Below are 13694 nucleotides of genomic sequence, written 5' to 3' on the forward strand. Positions count from 1 at the left end.
GGAGTGCGTCAGGGGGCAATCTGGCAAGGGTCGTGAGGAGCTAGTGCTGCGCGCACTTGCGACGAGCGAGCCGCAGATCAGATTGTTCACTGGCGTGCTCCTTGAGCCCCCATGAGTCGGATGCGGGGGTCTAGCCAGCCGAGGAGCAGGTCCGAGATCAGCGTGCCGATGACGGTGACGACGCTGAGGACCATGATGATCGAGCCGGCCAGGTACATGTCCTGGGACTTCAGGGAGCCCAGCAGGATCGGGCCGAGCGTCGGCAGGCTCAGGATCTGGCCGACGACGATGTCGCCGACCAGGAGCAGCGGCAGCACCCAGCCGATCGTGGACACGAACGGGTTGAGCGCCACGCGCAGCGGGTAGCGGCGCAGCAGCGGGCCCTCGGGGACGCCGCGGGCGCGGGCGGCCGTGACGTAGGGGCGGCGCAGCTCGTCGAGGAGGTTGTTGCGGATGATCCGCACCAGCCCCGCGACGCCGGCCGTGCCGATGACGAGCATCGGGATCCACAGGTGCCCCAGGAGGTCCAGGAGCTTGCCGAGGTTCCACGACGCGTCGCACCACTCGGGCGAGCACAGTCCCGAGGGCACCGATCCGAACCAGGTCACGCTGAAGTAGATGAACACCAGCGCGATGAGGAAGTTCGGGGTGGCGAGCCCGAGGAAGCTGACGGTGGTGACCGCGTAGTCGCCGACCGAGTGCTGCTTGACGGCCGAGTAGATGCCGATCGGGAAGGCCAGCGCCCACGTCACCAGCAGGGTGATGACCGAGACCGCGAGGGTCCAGCCGAGCCGCGGGGCGATGACCTGCGAGACGGGCTTCTCATGCTCGAAGGACATGCCCAGGTCGCCGTGCACGACGATCTGCGTGAACCAGTGCCAGTACTGCTGGAGGAGGTTGCCGTCGAGGCCGTAGCGGACCCGCAGGTTCTCGATGTCCTGCAGCGTCAGGTTCTGCCCCTGCGCCGCGTAGCGGGACTGGAGGGCGGTCACGTAGTCGCCGGGCGGCAGGTTGATGATCACGAACACCACCAGCGAGATCGCCAGCAGTGTCGCCGCCATGTAGAAGGCACGGCGACCCAGGTATCGAAGCACTTCTTCTGTTCCCCAGTCCGGTCAGGCCTCGTCGATGTACCACTGCTCGGGAGCCGCCGGTCCGGGCGTCCCGTACGTGGGGTTCTCCGGCATGGCGCCGCCGGTGTTCTTGAGCCGGTTCGCGACGACCGCCCAGGCGCCCTGGCCGCGGACGGTGCCGATGGCGTAGAACTGCTCCTTGGCGATGGCGAGGATCTGCTTGAAGATCTCGTCGCGGGCGGCCTCGTCGGGCTCGGCCTTGAGCTGGTCGTACAGGTCCCACTGCTCGGTGATCTCGGCGGGGGGCTCTGCGACGAGCGCCTCCTGGGTGGTGCCGTTGGTGTACTGCTCGGACCACTGGCGGGCGAAGAACGCGCCGCCGCCCGGCCCGGCGGCCATGTACCAGTACACGGAGACGGTCTCGTCGATGTTGCCGCCGTCGCCGGTCCACACGGTCAGGTCGTAGTCGAACTCGTTGACGAGGACCTGCCAGTTCTCGCGGGGCTGGCTGCCGATGTGCAGCTGGACGCCGACCGCGGCCCACATGTCCACCATCATGTCGAGGGCGTTGATCCAGATGGTGCCCAGGAGGGCGTCGTCGGCGACGGCGGCGGTGAACTCCAGGCGCGTGCCGTCCGGGGAGGTGCGGACGCCGTCGGAGCCGGTGGTGTACCCGGCGGCGTCGAGGGTCTGGTTCGCGAGGTCGGGGTCGAACTCGGTGTACTGGGTGTCGAACTCCTCGTCGTAGAAGCGGGACTCGGGCCGGGGCGCGGCCTGGGCGGGCTCGCCGACGCGGTTCCAGAGGACGTCGATGAGCTCCTGGCGGTTGATCGCGTGCGACATGGCGATGCGGAACTGCTTGTCCTGGAAGATCTTCCGCAGCCCGGCGTCGCGGTGGTTCATGTTGAACCCGATGTTCATGTCGCTGGAGTAGGTCGACTCGAGGTCGACGACGGTGTAGTCGCCGCTCTCCTCGCCGTCGACGGCGTCGGCGCGGTGGGCGTTGTCGTTGAAGTGCCGCGAGTGGAAGTCGTAGTCGCCGTTGATCGCGTGGGCGAACATGGTCTCGACGTCGGCGATGATGTTGTAGCGGACCTCGTCGAGGTACGGCAGCTGGCTGCCCTCCTCGTCCACCTTCCAGTAGTACGGGTTGCGCTCGAACAGCGCGTGGTCGGCGTCCGAGATGGGCTTCTTGCAGAGCCACGGGAGCAGGGTCGGCAGGTCCGGGTTCTCCCACAGGAAGTTCCAGAGGTTGCCCTTGGAGGTGAAGCGGGCGACCCAGCCGTCGAAGCCCTCGTCGATCGCCTCCTGGTCGGCGTTCGCGTTGAAGTCGACATGGAACTGCTCGAGGTAGTGGCGCGGGTACATGGTGAAGCGCTGGCCGGAGGTGCCGGCGGCCATGTCGTCGCGGAAGAGCGGCTTGGGGCTGCTGAACCGGACGATGAAGGTGTAGTCGTCGACGATCTCGAGCTCGGCGGGGGTGCCGTCGACGGCGGACAGCTCGCCCGGGACGCCTTGCGTCAGCTCGGTGTTGAGGGCGACGTTGTTGTAGGCGAACTCGACGTCGGCGGTGGTGAGCGGCTCGCCGTCGGACCACTTGACGCCCTCGCGGAGGGTGATCGTGAACTCGGTGGCGTCGGCGTTCGGCTCGAAGCCGGAGGCGATGTTCGGCCGGATCTCCTGCCAGTCGCGGGAGCGCTCGAGCAGGTGCCCGTCGTTGATGGTGCGCCACAGCCACGGGCCGTCGGCGGCGCCGGTGATGGCGGTGTTCCAGGTGCCGCCGTAGACGCCCGTGGACTCGGCGACGGTGACGACGAGCGGCTCCTTGGGGAGGCGCTCCTCGACGGGGGGCAGGTCGCCGGCCTCGACGCGCTCGGCGAGCATGGGGGCCTCGGGGCCCTTCTCGCCGCCGCCTTCGCCGGAGTCGTTCTCGGTGGAGAAGAAGCTGCATCCGGCCGCGGCGGCGGTGACGGCCGCGCCGCCGGAGAGGACGAGGCCGCGGCGGGTGAGGGTGGGGTCGAGCCACTGGGGTGCGGATCGCGGCGGCCGCTTCTCGGAGGGGTTGGAGCGGGGCTGCTGAGTGCTCATCGGTGAGCGCTCCTTCCGTGGTCGCGCGCAGTGCGTGCGGTCTGGTTCGCACGCTGCGTCGAAAGGGGTACGACGAGGCGCTGCACGGCCCCGTCGAGTACCGAAACTACTGATCTATTTCCGGAAGTAAACCGAAAACTTTCGGTAATAGCGGTGAGACTACGGCAACACCAAAACAGCGTCAAGGCTGGTAAGTCGCCTCGGATATCACGATCGGATCACGATTGGCAATCGCATTCCTCTGACCTGCGACTGAACAGTTTCGAAAGTTTCGGCCGAACATCCAGTGACGCCGGTCGATGCGGTCAGCGGTGTTCGCGATGCGGCGGGAGGCCGTGCCGGTGGCCCTCCCAGAGGCTGCGCATGACGAAGATCTTCTCGTCGAGCGCGGCGTCGACCGACAGGGCGCGGCCGGAGTAGGGGGCCTGGAGGCGCCAGGGCCGCTGGGCCGGGTCGTTCAGGTAGACCACCGGGACGGTCCGCCCGGCCCGGCGCTCGGCGCGGATGTCGGCGATGTCGGTCCAGGCCGCGAACCGCTCGGCGCGCGGAGCGCCCCCGGCCGCGTCGGACTCGATCGGGCGCATCCCGCGGTCGTCGAGCACCACGCCGTGCCGCCGGGCCCCGGCGTAGGCGACCGCCAGCGCGACGGCGGCGGCGACGAGGACCAGGCCCAGGAGGGTGAGGCGGTACCAGTGGCCCACGGCGAGCATGTAGCCGACCGCGGGGACCAGGGCGACCGCGGCGGCGAGGAGCGAGAGGAACAGCGCCCGGCCGAGCACCTGACGGGACGTCGGACGGAATGTGATCTTGACGGCCATCGCCACCCCCACCGGGCGCGATCGGCCGCCCTTGCGCTGATCGTGCCACGCCGGGCGCGGGCGTCAAGCGACAATCCGACAGAAACCGGACCGGGCACCCCGCATTCCACGCGTCCGGGTGTGTCAGGCTGGACCCATGACGAGCACTGACGTGGCGAGCACCGGCGCCCCCGTTCCGCGACGGCGCCTGCGGGTCCGCCGCTCGGCGGCGATCACCGGCGCGGCCTTCGTGTCCTGGCTGATGGTCGCCCCGCTGTCCCTGTCGCTCATCGTCGAGCAGCCGCTGTGGGGGGCCTTCTCCGCCGTCCTCGGCGCGGTCCTGCTCCTGGCGCCGCTGGCGCTCTCGACCTGGGCGTGGCGCTCGGGCGTGGACGTCACCGCCGAGGGCATCTCGATCCGCGGCGTCTTCACCAGCCGCACCATCGCCTGGAAGCACATCGACGGCTTCGCGACCGGCCACGAGGGCGTCGCCGCGATACTGGACGACCAGTCGCAGGTCCGCCTCGACCCGCTCAAGGCCGAGAACCTGCCGCAGGTGCTGCGGATCGGCGGCCAGGAGCTGCGCACCGCCGACGACGCCTAATAGCCGTCGGCGACGACGTTCTCCAGGGGTTCGCCGGCGGCGAAGCGGCGGATCTGGGGGCCCACGGGCGCGTAGGCGCGCTCGAGCATCCCGTCGACCGAGGCGCCCACGTGCGGCGTGATGAGCGCGCCCTCCAGGTCCCACAGCGGGTGGCCCGCGGGCAGCGGCTCGGGGTCCACCACGTCGAGCGCGCAGCGGAGCCTGCCGGAGGCGACCTCGGCCGTCAGGGCGTCGGTGTCGACGATCGGGCCGCGGGCGGCGTTCACCAGCAGGGCGCCGTCCTTCATGCGGGACAGGAACTTCGCGTCCACCAGGCCCCGCGTCGCGTCGGTGAGCGGCACGATGAGGACCACCACGTCGGACTCGGGCAGGAGCGATTCGACCGCGTCGACGGGGTGGACGCCGGGACGGGCCGAGCGGGCGACCTTCTCGACCTGGGCGCCCAGCGCGGTGAGCACCGCGCCGACCTTCTCGCCGATGTCCCCCGCGCCGACGACGAGGACCCGCTTGCCCACGACGGTGGTGGTCCACTCGACCTTCCACTCGTGGCGGGGCTGCTTGCGCGCGAAGACGTCGAAGCCGCGCATCGACGCGATGACCGCGCCCACGGCCCACTCCGCGGTGACCCCGGTGTGCACGCCGCGCGCGTCGCACAGCGCGACGCCCTCGGGGACGACCGGGACCCACACCTCGGCCCCCGCGCTCAGGAGCTGGATCGCCTTGAGCGACGTCATGTCCCGCAGCGGGGTCGTGACCTTCGACTGGGCCAGGAACGGCGGGACCCAGAAGTCGAGGGCCGCCGGGTCGGAGGGGTAGCCGCCCCGCCCGTCGTAGACCTCGACCTCGACATCTGCCGGGAGGTGCCCGAGCAGCGCGCGGCCCTCCTCATGAGCGATCCAAACCTTCACGGGCCCCAGGGTAATCGACCGCCCCGAGGATTAGCCCGGTCCCCGTCCGGGGACCCTGGGCGCCATGCAGGGCAGCGCGGCCGTCATGCCGACGGCGAGCAGGCCGGGTCCACCGGACCCGGCCTATATTGTTGTGCCCATGCGAAGCAGGTTGCTCTCGGCCGCGGCGGCGACCGCCGCGGCGCTCACGCTCGCCTCGTGCTCCTTCGGGGAGCCGCCAGCGCCGGAGACGGGCGAACCGCCGAACCTCCCCACCCCCTCCGGTCCCCCCGAGGAGCCCGCCACGTTCATGGACGTCGTCGCCGAAGGGCTCGAGATCCCCTGGGGCCTCGACTTCCTGCCCGACGGGACGGCCATCGTTGGCGAGCGCGCCACCGGGCGGATCCTCGCCATCGGCGTCGCCGAGGACGGCTCCGTGAGCGAGCCGCGGGAGCTGCGCACCGTCGAGGTCGACGACACCGGCGAGGGCGGCCTGCTCGGCCTCGCGGTCTCCCCCGGCTACGACGAGGACGGCGCGGTCTACGCGTACTACACGACCGGCGAGGACAACCGCGTCGCCCGCCTGGACCTGGAGTCGGACGCCGCCCCCGAGCCGGTCCTCACCGGCATCCCCTCGGGGTCGGCCCACAACGGCGGCGCGCTCGAGTTCGGCCCGGACGGGTTCCTCTACGCCGCCACCGGCGACGGCGGCGACCCCGGCACCGCGCAGCTCCCCGACTCCTTGGGCGGCAAGATCCTCCGCGTCACGGCCGAGGGGGAGCCCGCCGAGGGCAACCCCGACCCCGGCTCCCCCGTCTACTCCTCCGGCCACCGCAACGTCCAGGGCCTCGCCTGGGACGCCGCGGGCCGGCTCTACGCCACCGAGTTCGGGCGGGACATGGCCGACGAGCTCAACCTGGTCGAGCCGGGCGGGAACTACGGCTGGCCCCTGTACGAGGGCGAGGACGCCGGCGACGAGGCCTTCACCGGCCCCGTCCTCACCTGGGAGCCCTTCGAGGCCTCCTGCGCGGGCGCGATCTTCCTGGAGGACGCGCTCGTCACCGCCTGCCTGCGCGGACAGCGCCTCTGGATCGTCCAGTTCGACCAGTCGGGCGCGCTCTCAGGCGAGCCGCGAGCGGCCGTGGTCAACGAGTTCGGTCGGCTACGATCGGTCGCCATGGGCCCCGACGGGATGCTCTGGGTGACGACCTCCAACCGCGACGGCCGCTGCATCGAGGAGAACGGCTGCACCGGGGACGGGGCCGACGACCGCATCATCCGCTTCACCACCAGCTACGCCGCACAGGGAAGGGTTTAAATGAACGACCGGCTCGCCGCCGCACTGCACCGCGTCAGGGGCGCCGCCCGCACCGCCCGGAGCGGTGCCGGGTCCTGGTGGCGCGGTACGAGGTCGGGCTGGTCGCGACTCAGGACCTCGCAGCGGGCGCGCCGGGCCGGGCTCGCCGTCGCGATCCTGCTCGTCGGGACCGCCTCCGCCGCGGGCGGCCTCGCCCTGGTCGGCGGCACCAAGGCCGACATCGGCCCCTTCGACACCACCGTGGCGCTGCACCCCGACCTCCACGGCGAGACGGTCGTGACCATCCCGCCGCTCGGCAGGGTCGCCTTCGACAGCCACGACGGCCCCGTGGGCCTCAACCTGCGGCTCGACTCGGTCGACCCCGTCGCCGCCCAGACCATCATCAACACCCCCGGCGGCGTCACCACGGCCTCCGAGGGCCTCGCCGGGGAGGTCACCGACGCCGTCGTCCGCGTCGTGGTCGAAGCGCTCGCGATCGTGACCCTGTGCGGGCTCCTGATCGGCGCCCTCGTCTTCCGCAGCGTCCGCCGCACCCTGCTGACGGGCGTCACCTCGCTCGCGGTCACCGCGGCCCTGATGGGCTACGCGGCCTCCACGCTGCGCGCCGAGTCGATCTCGCAGCCGCGCTACGAGGGCCTGCTCGCCTACGCCCCCAGCGTGGTCGGCAACGCCGAGGACATCGCCGTGAACTACGAGACGTACGTCGCGAACCTCCAGAAGTTCGTCACGAACATCTCCGAGTTCTACGCGGTGGCGACGAACATGCCCCAGATCGGCATCGACGACGACTCCATCCGCGTCCTCCACGTCTCCGACATCCACCTCAACCTCTCGGCCTGGCACCTCATGGAGTCGGTGGTCGACCAGTTCGACATCGACGCGGTCGCCGACACCGGCGACCTCAACGACTGGGGCTCGGAGCAGGAGGCCGAGATCTTCTCGCGGGGCGTCGAGCAGATCGACGCGCCGTACGTGTTCGTCAAGGGCAACCACGACTCGTCGACCACCGTCGCCGCGCTCGCGGCCTACGACAACGTGGTCGTGCTCGACGGCGAGGTCCAGGAGATCGCGGGCCTGGACTTCGCGGGCGTCGCCGACCCCCGGTTCACCCCCGACAAGGGCAGCCAGCCCTCCAGCGAGTACGCCCAGCAGATGCTCACCTACTCGGGCGAGCGCCTGGTCAACGCGATCGAGGACGCGGGCGGGGCCGACGTGGCGATGGTCCACGAGCCGCCGATGGCCGAACCGCTGGCCGGGGTGGTGCCGCTGGTCCTGGCCGGGCACACCCACGAGCGGGCCGTGCACGACCTCGGCGACGGCACCATGCTCATGGTCGAGGGCTCCACCGGCGCGGCCGGGCTGCGGAACTTCCAGTCCGAGGAGCCCATAAAGATGGAGATGGACGTCCTCTACTTCGACCCGGTCACCAAGGCGCTCACCGCGTACGACTCGATCTCGGTCGGCGCGGTCGGCGAGACGGACGTGACGCTCAACCGCACCGTGATCCCCACCGACGAGCAGGTGAACGAGGCGGAGCTCCAGAACGGCGGCACCGAGTCGCCCACCGTGCAGCCGGGAGGCGGCACGGAGTCGGCCTCGCCGCAGCAGGACTGACGCCCGGCGCGAACGCGAAGGAGGCCCCGGCGCGGTGCGCCGGGGCCTCTGCCTCGCGCCGCTTCAGCCGGTCAGGACCGGACCGAGGACCAGGGCCGCGACCGAGAAGTAGATGAGCAGGCCGGTCGCGTCGCACAGCGTCGAGACCATCGGGGCCGAGACGAGGGCCGGGTCGATGCCGACCTTCTTCGCCACCAGCGGCAGCAGCGAGCCGACGAACGTCGACCAGGTGCAGATCGCCAGCAGCGTCAGCGCGATGATGAGCCCGATCTCGGGCCCGTACACGAACCCGACGATCGGCCCGCCCACGATCGCGAGCATCGCCCCCAGCAGGAAGCCCACCCGCGACTCGCGCCAGGTGATCTTGAGGGCGTCCGAGAAGCGGACCTCCCCGACGGCCATGGCGCGGATGATCGTCACCGAGGCCTGCGAACCGGAGTTCCCTCCCGTGCCGGTCAGGAGCGAGACGAACACCGCCAGCACGGTCACGTTGGCCAGGTACGACTCGTAGTAGTTGAGCACCGTCACCGTGAGCGAGGCCGACAGCGCCAGGACCAGCAGCCACACCGCGCGCTTGCGCGCGAGCATGAACACGCCCGCCGAGAGGTAGGGCCGCTCCAGCGGTTCGGACGCGCCGCCGAGGGCGACGTCCTCGGTGTCCTCGGCCTCGAGGATCTCCATGGCGTCGTCCCAGGTGATGAGCCCGACGAGGCGGTCCTCGTGGTCGACCACGCAGAGCGCGATGAGGTTGGCCTCCTGGATGAGGCGCGCGGCCTCCTCCTGGTCGGTGTCGGTGGCGACCTGGTAGTGCTCGTCGGCGATGAGCTCGTGGACGTGCGTGTCGGGGTCGGCGCTGACCAGGTCGGCGAGGGTGACGGTCCCCAGGAGCTTGCGGTGCCCGTCGGTCACCGGGAGGACGTCCAGGTGGCGGGGGCGCTCGCGCAGGTGCCGGATGCGCTCGATGGCCGCCGCGGCGGTCATCGAGGCGCGCAGCGACACGTAGTCGGGGGTCATGATGCGCCCGGCCGACTCGGGGTCGTACCCGAGCAGCTGGGCGGTGGTGCGCCGGTCCGAGGCGCTGAGCTGGGACTGGAACCGGGTCGCGACCTTGGCGGGCATCTCGTCGAAGAGCCGGGCGCGGTCGTCGGCCTCCATCGAGTCGAGCAGCTCGCGGACGAAGTCGGTCTTCAGCCCGTCGAGCAGCTCCTGCTGGTGGACGGGGTCGAGCTCTTCGAAGACGGCGAGGGCGCGGTCCTTGTGGAGCAGCCGGAACCTGAGGGCCTGCTCGGCCAGGTCCATGCGCGGGAGCTCTTCGGCGAGTTCGACGGTCGAGGTGTCGGCGAGTTCCAGTCGGAGCGCCGCGAGCGAGTCGACCGCCGCGGGCGAGATGGGCTGGATGGTCTGGGCCATGGCAGCCGCCTCCTTACACGAGGAAAAGGCCGTGCCTCTCACCCGTGCGGCGGTGGACGCCGCAGGTCAGGCGGCCCGCTCCCATGAGAGGGGACGCGAGGCACGGTAAAGGGAGAATGGGAAGAACACGTCGGTATCTCGACTGGATCCGGGGTCGTCGCCCATGGCCCTCACCTCCTCGGGTCGCGGCTCGCTGCGGGTCAAGGTTACCAATCCCCTGTGAACAATGTCGCTCTCCGGGGTTCCCAAAGACTCGCGGCTCACACCGGGACTGAACGGACGGTGAACGCGAAAGGGCCGGATCTGACGATCCGGCCCTCGCTGTGTCGGGTTATTTCAGCTTGTCCAGGATGATCTGGCGGACCGTGCCCGCGTCGGCCTGGCCCTTGGTCGCCTTCATGACCGCGCCGATGAGGACGCCGGCGGCGGCGTGGGTGCCGCCGCGGATCTTGTCGGCCACGGCCGGGTTCGCACTGATCGCCTCGTCGACGGCCGCTTCGAGCGCCCCGGTGTCGGAGACGACCTCGAGGCCGCGCTTGGCGGCGACGTCGGCCGGGTCGCCCTCGCCGGCGAGGACGCCGTCGATGACCTGGCGGGCGAGCTTGTCGTTGAGGCGGCCGTCGTCGACCATGCCCTGGAGCTGGGCGACCTGCTCGGGGCTGATCGCGAGGCCGGTGAGCTCCTCGCCGGCCTCGTTGGCGCGGCGGGACAGCTCGCCGAGCCACCACTTGACGGCCCCGGCGGCGCCGGCCCCGGCCTCGACGGTGGCCTCGATGAGCCCGACGGCGTCGGCGTTGACGACCGACTGCATCTCCTTGTCGCCGAGAGACCAGGCGGCCTGGAGGCGCTCGCGGCGCTTGCGCGGGAGCTCGGGGAGGCCGGCGCGCAGCTCCTCGACCCATTCGCGGCTCGGCTCCATGACGGCCAGGTCGGGCTCGGGGAAGTACCGGTAGTCGGTGGCCTCCTCCTTCGAGCGGCCGGGGCTGGTCTCGCCGGTCGCCTCGTGGAAGTGGCGGGTCTCCTGGAGGATCCGCTCCCCGGCGTCCAGGAGCGCGGACTGGCGGCGCACCTCGTAGCGGACGGCGCGCTCGACCGAGCGCAGGGAGTTGACGTTCTTGGTCTCGGTGCGGGTGCCCCACGGCTCGCCGGGCCGGTTCAGCGAGAGGTTGACGTCGCAGCGCAGGGAGCCCTGCTCCATGCGGACGTCGGAGACGCCGAGGGAGCGGACGATGTCGCGCAGCTCGGCGGTGTAGGCGCGGGCGACCTCGGGGGCGAGGGCGCCGGTGCCGGGGACGGGCCGGGTGACGATCTCCACGAGCGGGATGCCGGCGCGGTTGTAGTCCACGAGGGACTCGGTGGCGCCGTGGATGCGGCCGGTGGCGCCGCCGACGTGGAGGGTCTTGCCGGTGTCCTCCTCGAGGTGGACCCGCTCGATCTCGATCCGGTAGGTCTTCCCCTCGACGAGCACCTCGACGTGGCCGTCCTCGCAGAGGGGCTCCTCGTACTGGCTGGTCTGGAAGTTCTTCGGCATGTCCGGGTAGAAGTAGTTCTTCCGGGCGAAGCGCGTCCACTCGGCGATGCGGCAGTTGAGCGCGAGGCCGATCTTGATCGTGGCCTCGACGGCGGCCCTGTTGGCGACCGGGAGGGCGCCGGGCAGGGCCAGGCAGACGGGGCAGACCTGGGTGTTGGGCTCGGCGCCGAAGGCGGTGGCGCAGCCGCAGAACATCTTGGTGTTCGTGTCGAGCTCGATGTGGGTCTCGAGGCCGAGGACGGGCTCGTAGGTCTCGACGGCCTGCTCGAAGGTGTTGAGTTTCGTCATCGGGCTACCCCTTCTCGATCTCGGGCGCGGTGTCGGCCAGGAGGGTGTCCTGCGTGGTCTCGTAGGCCGCCGCGACGCGGTAGGTGATGTCGTCGCCCATGACCGGGCCCATGACCTGGAGTCCGACGGGCATGCCCTCGGAGAGGCCGACGGGCACGGAGACGGCCGGGCCGCCGTAGAGGTTGGTCGGGATCGTGTAGAGGTCGGCGAGGTACATCTGGTACGGGTCGCCGGTGCGCTCGCCGAACGCGAAGGCGGTGAACGGCGTGGTGGGGCTGATGAGGGCGTCCACCTGCTCGAAGGCCTTCTCGAAGTCCTGCTTGATGAGGGTGCGCACGAGCTGGGCCTTGCCGTAGAAGGCGTCCACGTACCCGGCGCTGAGCGCGTAGGTGCCGAGGATGATGCGGCGCTTGACCTCGGGGCCGAACCCGGCCTCGCGGGTGAGGCTCATGACCTCTTCGAGCGAGTGCCGCCCGTCGTCGCCGGCGCGCAGGCCGTAGCGGACGCCGTCGTAGCGGGCCAGGTTGGAGGAGGCCTCGCTCGGCGCGATGAGGTAGTAGGTGGGCAGCGCGTAGGTGAAGGACGGGCAGGAGACCTCGGTGATCTCGGCGCCGAGCTTCACGAGCTGCTCGACGGCGGCCTCGTAGGCGGCGACGACGCCCGGCTCGGCCGCTTCGGCGCCCTCGGCGAACTCCTTGACGACGCCGAGCTTGACGCCGGCGAGGTCGCCGCTCCCGCCGGTCCGGGCGGCCGCGGCGACCTGCGGGACCGGCGCGTCGATGGAGGTCGAGTCGCGCGGGTCGTGGCCGGAGATGACCTCGTGGAGCATCGCCGCGTCGAGGGCGTTGCGGGCCACGGGGCCGGGGGTGTCCAGTGAGGACGAGAAGGCGATGAGGCCGTAGCGGGAGTTCGACCCGTAGGTGGGCTTGCCGCCGAAGGTGCCGGTGACGGCGCCGGGCTGGCGGATGGAGCCGCCGGTGTCGGTGCCGATGGCGAGCGGCGCCATCTTGGCGGCGACGGCCGCGGCCGAGCCGCCGCCGGAGCCGCCGGGGATGCGGCCGGTGTCCCAGGGGTTCCTGGTCGCGCCGAACGCGGAGTACTCGGTGGAGGAGCCCATGGCGAACTCGTCCATGTTGGTCTTGCCGAGGATCGGCATCCGCGCGGCCTTGATGCGCTCGACGATCGTGGCGTCGTAGGGCGGGATCCAGCCCTCGAGGATCTTCGAGGCGGCGGTGGTCGGCAGGCCCTTGGTGACCACGACGTCCTTGACGGCTATGGGGACGCCCGCGAGCGGGCCGAGCTCCTCGCCGCGGGCGATCGCCTCGTCGACCTCGCGCGCGGTGGCGAGGGCGCCCTCGTGGTCGACGTGCAGGAACGCGCGGATCGTGCCGTCGACGGCGTCGATGCGGTCGAGGAAGGCCCGGGTCACGCTGACGGCGGTGGTGCGGCCTTCGCGGATGGCCTCGGCGATGTGGGCGGCGGTCTGGTCGATGGTGCGGTCTGCGGACATGCCTAGGCCTCCTCGTCCAGGATGCGGGGGACGCGGAAGCGGTCCTCGGCGGTGTCGGGGCCGCCGGCGAGGACGGCGTCGCGCGGCAGCGAGGGCTGGGGCCGGTCTTCCCTGAACACGTTCACCAGCGGCACCGCGTGCGAGGTCGGCTGGACGCCGTCGGTGTTCACCTCGGCGAGCGTCTTCATCGATTCGAGGATGACGTCGAGCTGGCCGGCGAAGGCGTCGAGCTCGTCATCGGTGACTTCGAGGCGGGCCAGCCGCGCCAGGTGCGCGACCTCCTCGCGTGAAATCGTACTCACGACAGGTGTTTCCTAACGGTTACTAGCTGCGGGAAGACCAGTCGAGTCTAGGCCGTGCGCGGCGGGGGCCCGAGGCGGGCACCGTGCAGTGTGGGCCCGGTCTGCGAGGGCTTGCCGGGGACTGTGACGAACACTGCGCGAAAAGCGGTTGTCACCGATCGAACAGGGTGGATGCGTCCCCCTAGCCACGGCGAATGTGACGTGATACTCTCTCGATACTGGTTCGGAACGGGTTTCCTGGTTTCCTTTCTGTTTCCTTGCTAAGAACGAGT

General features: G+C 70.8%; 11 protein-coding genes. 3 read left to right on the forward strand and 8 right to left on the reverse strand.

Annotation, left to right across the window (positions count from 1 at the left end):
• Positions 1–86 precede the first annotated feature (86 nt).
• From LO763_RS20505 to LO763_RS20515, 3 genes are all read right to left on the reverse strand, one after another.
• Positions 87–1094 carry an ABC transporter permease gene (locus LO763_RS20505; RefSeq protein ID WP_230788133.1) on the reverse strand — a complete coding sequence of 336 codons (1008 nt, stop codon included), beginning with the start codon at positions 1092–1094 and terminating at the stop codon, positions 87–89.
• A 21-nt stretch (positions 1095–1115) separates the two neighbouring features.
• Positions 1116–3161 carry an ABC transporter substrate-binding protein gene (locus LO763_RS20510; RefSeq protein ID WP_230788135.1) on the reverse strand — a complete coding sequence of 682 codons (2046 nt, stop codon included), beginning with the start codon at positions 3159–3161 and terminating at the stop codon, positions 1116–1118.
• Between the two features lie 305 nt (positions 3162–3466).
• The gene (locus LO763_RS20515; RefSeq protein WP_230788137.1) at positions 3467–3979 is read right to left on the reverse strand and encodes a hypothetical protein; all 513 of its coding nucleotides are present in this window, start codon (positions 3977–3979) and stop codon (positions 3467–3469) included.
• Positions 3980–4115: 136 nt separating this feature from the next.
• Here LO763_RS20515 and LO763_RS20520 point away from each other — a divergent pair, with 136 nt between their 5' ends.
• Entirely contained in the window at positions 4116–4562 is a 447-nt protein-coding gene (locus LO763_RS20520; protein ID WP_230788139.1) for a PH domain-containing protein, read from the forward strand.
• Here the strand turns inward: LO763_RS20520 and LO763_RS20525 are convergent.
• On the reverse strand, positions 4559–5470 hold the full coding sequence (locus tag LO763_RS20525) for a 2-hydroxyacid dehydrogenase (protein ID WP_230788141.1): 912 nt from the start codon (positions 5468–5470) through the stop codon (positions 4559–4561). The genes LO763_RS20520 and LO763_RS20525 overlap by 4 nt on opposite strands.
• A gap of 139 nt (positions 5471–5609) precedes the next feature.
• Between LO763_RS20525 and LO763_RS20530 the strand changes: the two genes are divergently transcribed.
• Positions 5610–6767: a PQQ-dependent sugar dehydrogenase gene (locus LO763_RS20530; RefSeq protein ID WP_230788144.1), complete on the forward strand. Its 1158-nt coding sequence runs from the start codon at positions 5610–5612 to the stop codon at positions 6765–6767.
• Entirely contained in the window at positions 6768–8381 is a 1614-nt protein-coding gene (locus LO763_RS20535) for a metallophosphoesterase family protein (RefSeq protein ID WP_230788147.1), read from the forward strand. It begins immediately after the preceding gene.
• 63 nt (positions 8382–8444) lie between these two features.
• On the opposite strand, the gene mgtE is transcribed toward LO763_RS20535, so the two are convergent.
• The 4 genes from mgtE to gatC form a co-directional block, all read right to left on the reverse strand.
• Positions 8445–9791, reverse strand: coding sequence for a magnesium transporter (mgtE, locus tag LO763_RS20540; protein ID WP_230788150.1), 1347 nt, complete (start codon positions 9789–9791; stop codon positions 8445–8447).
• Positions 9792–10122: 331 nt separating this feature from the next.
• Complete coding sequence (gatB, locus tag LO763_RS20545; protein ID WP_230788152.1) at positions 10123–11610, reverse strand: Asp-tRNA(Asn)/Glu-tRNA(Gln) amidotransferase subunit GatB; 1488 nt, start codon at positions 11608–11610, stop codon at positions 10123–10125.
• Between the two features lie 4 nt (positions 11611–11614).
• Positions 11615–13120 carry an Asp-tRNA(Asn)/Glu-tRNA(Gln) amidotransferase subunit GatA gene (gene gatA / locus LO763_RS20550; RefSeq protein WP_230788154.1) on the reverse strand — a complete coding sequence of 502 codons (1506 nt, stop codon included), beginning with the start codon at positions 13118–13120 and terminating at the stop codon, positions 11615–11617.
• A gap of 2 nt (positions 13121–13122) precedes the next feature.
• A complete protein-coding gene (gatC, locus tag LO763_RS20555; protein WP_230788156.1) occupies positions 13123–13422 on the reverse strand; it encodes an Asp-tRNA(Asn)/Glu-tRNA(Gln) amidotransferase subunit GatC in 300 nt (99 codons plus the stop codon).
• Positions 13423–13694: the final 272 nt, after the last annotated feature.

Origin of the sequence: Glycomyces amatae (genome assembly GCF_020991375.1) — a bacterium.
Taxonomy (GTDB): domain Bacteria; phylum Actinomycetota; class Actinomycetes; order Mycobacteriales; family Micromonosporaceae; genus Glycomyces; species Glycomyces amatae.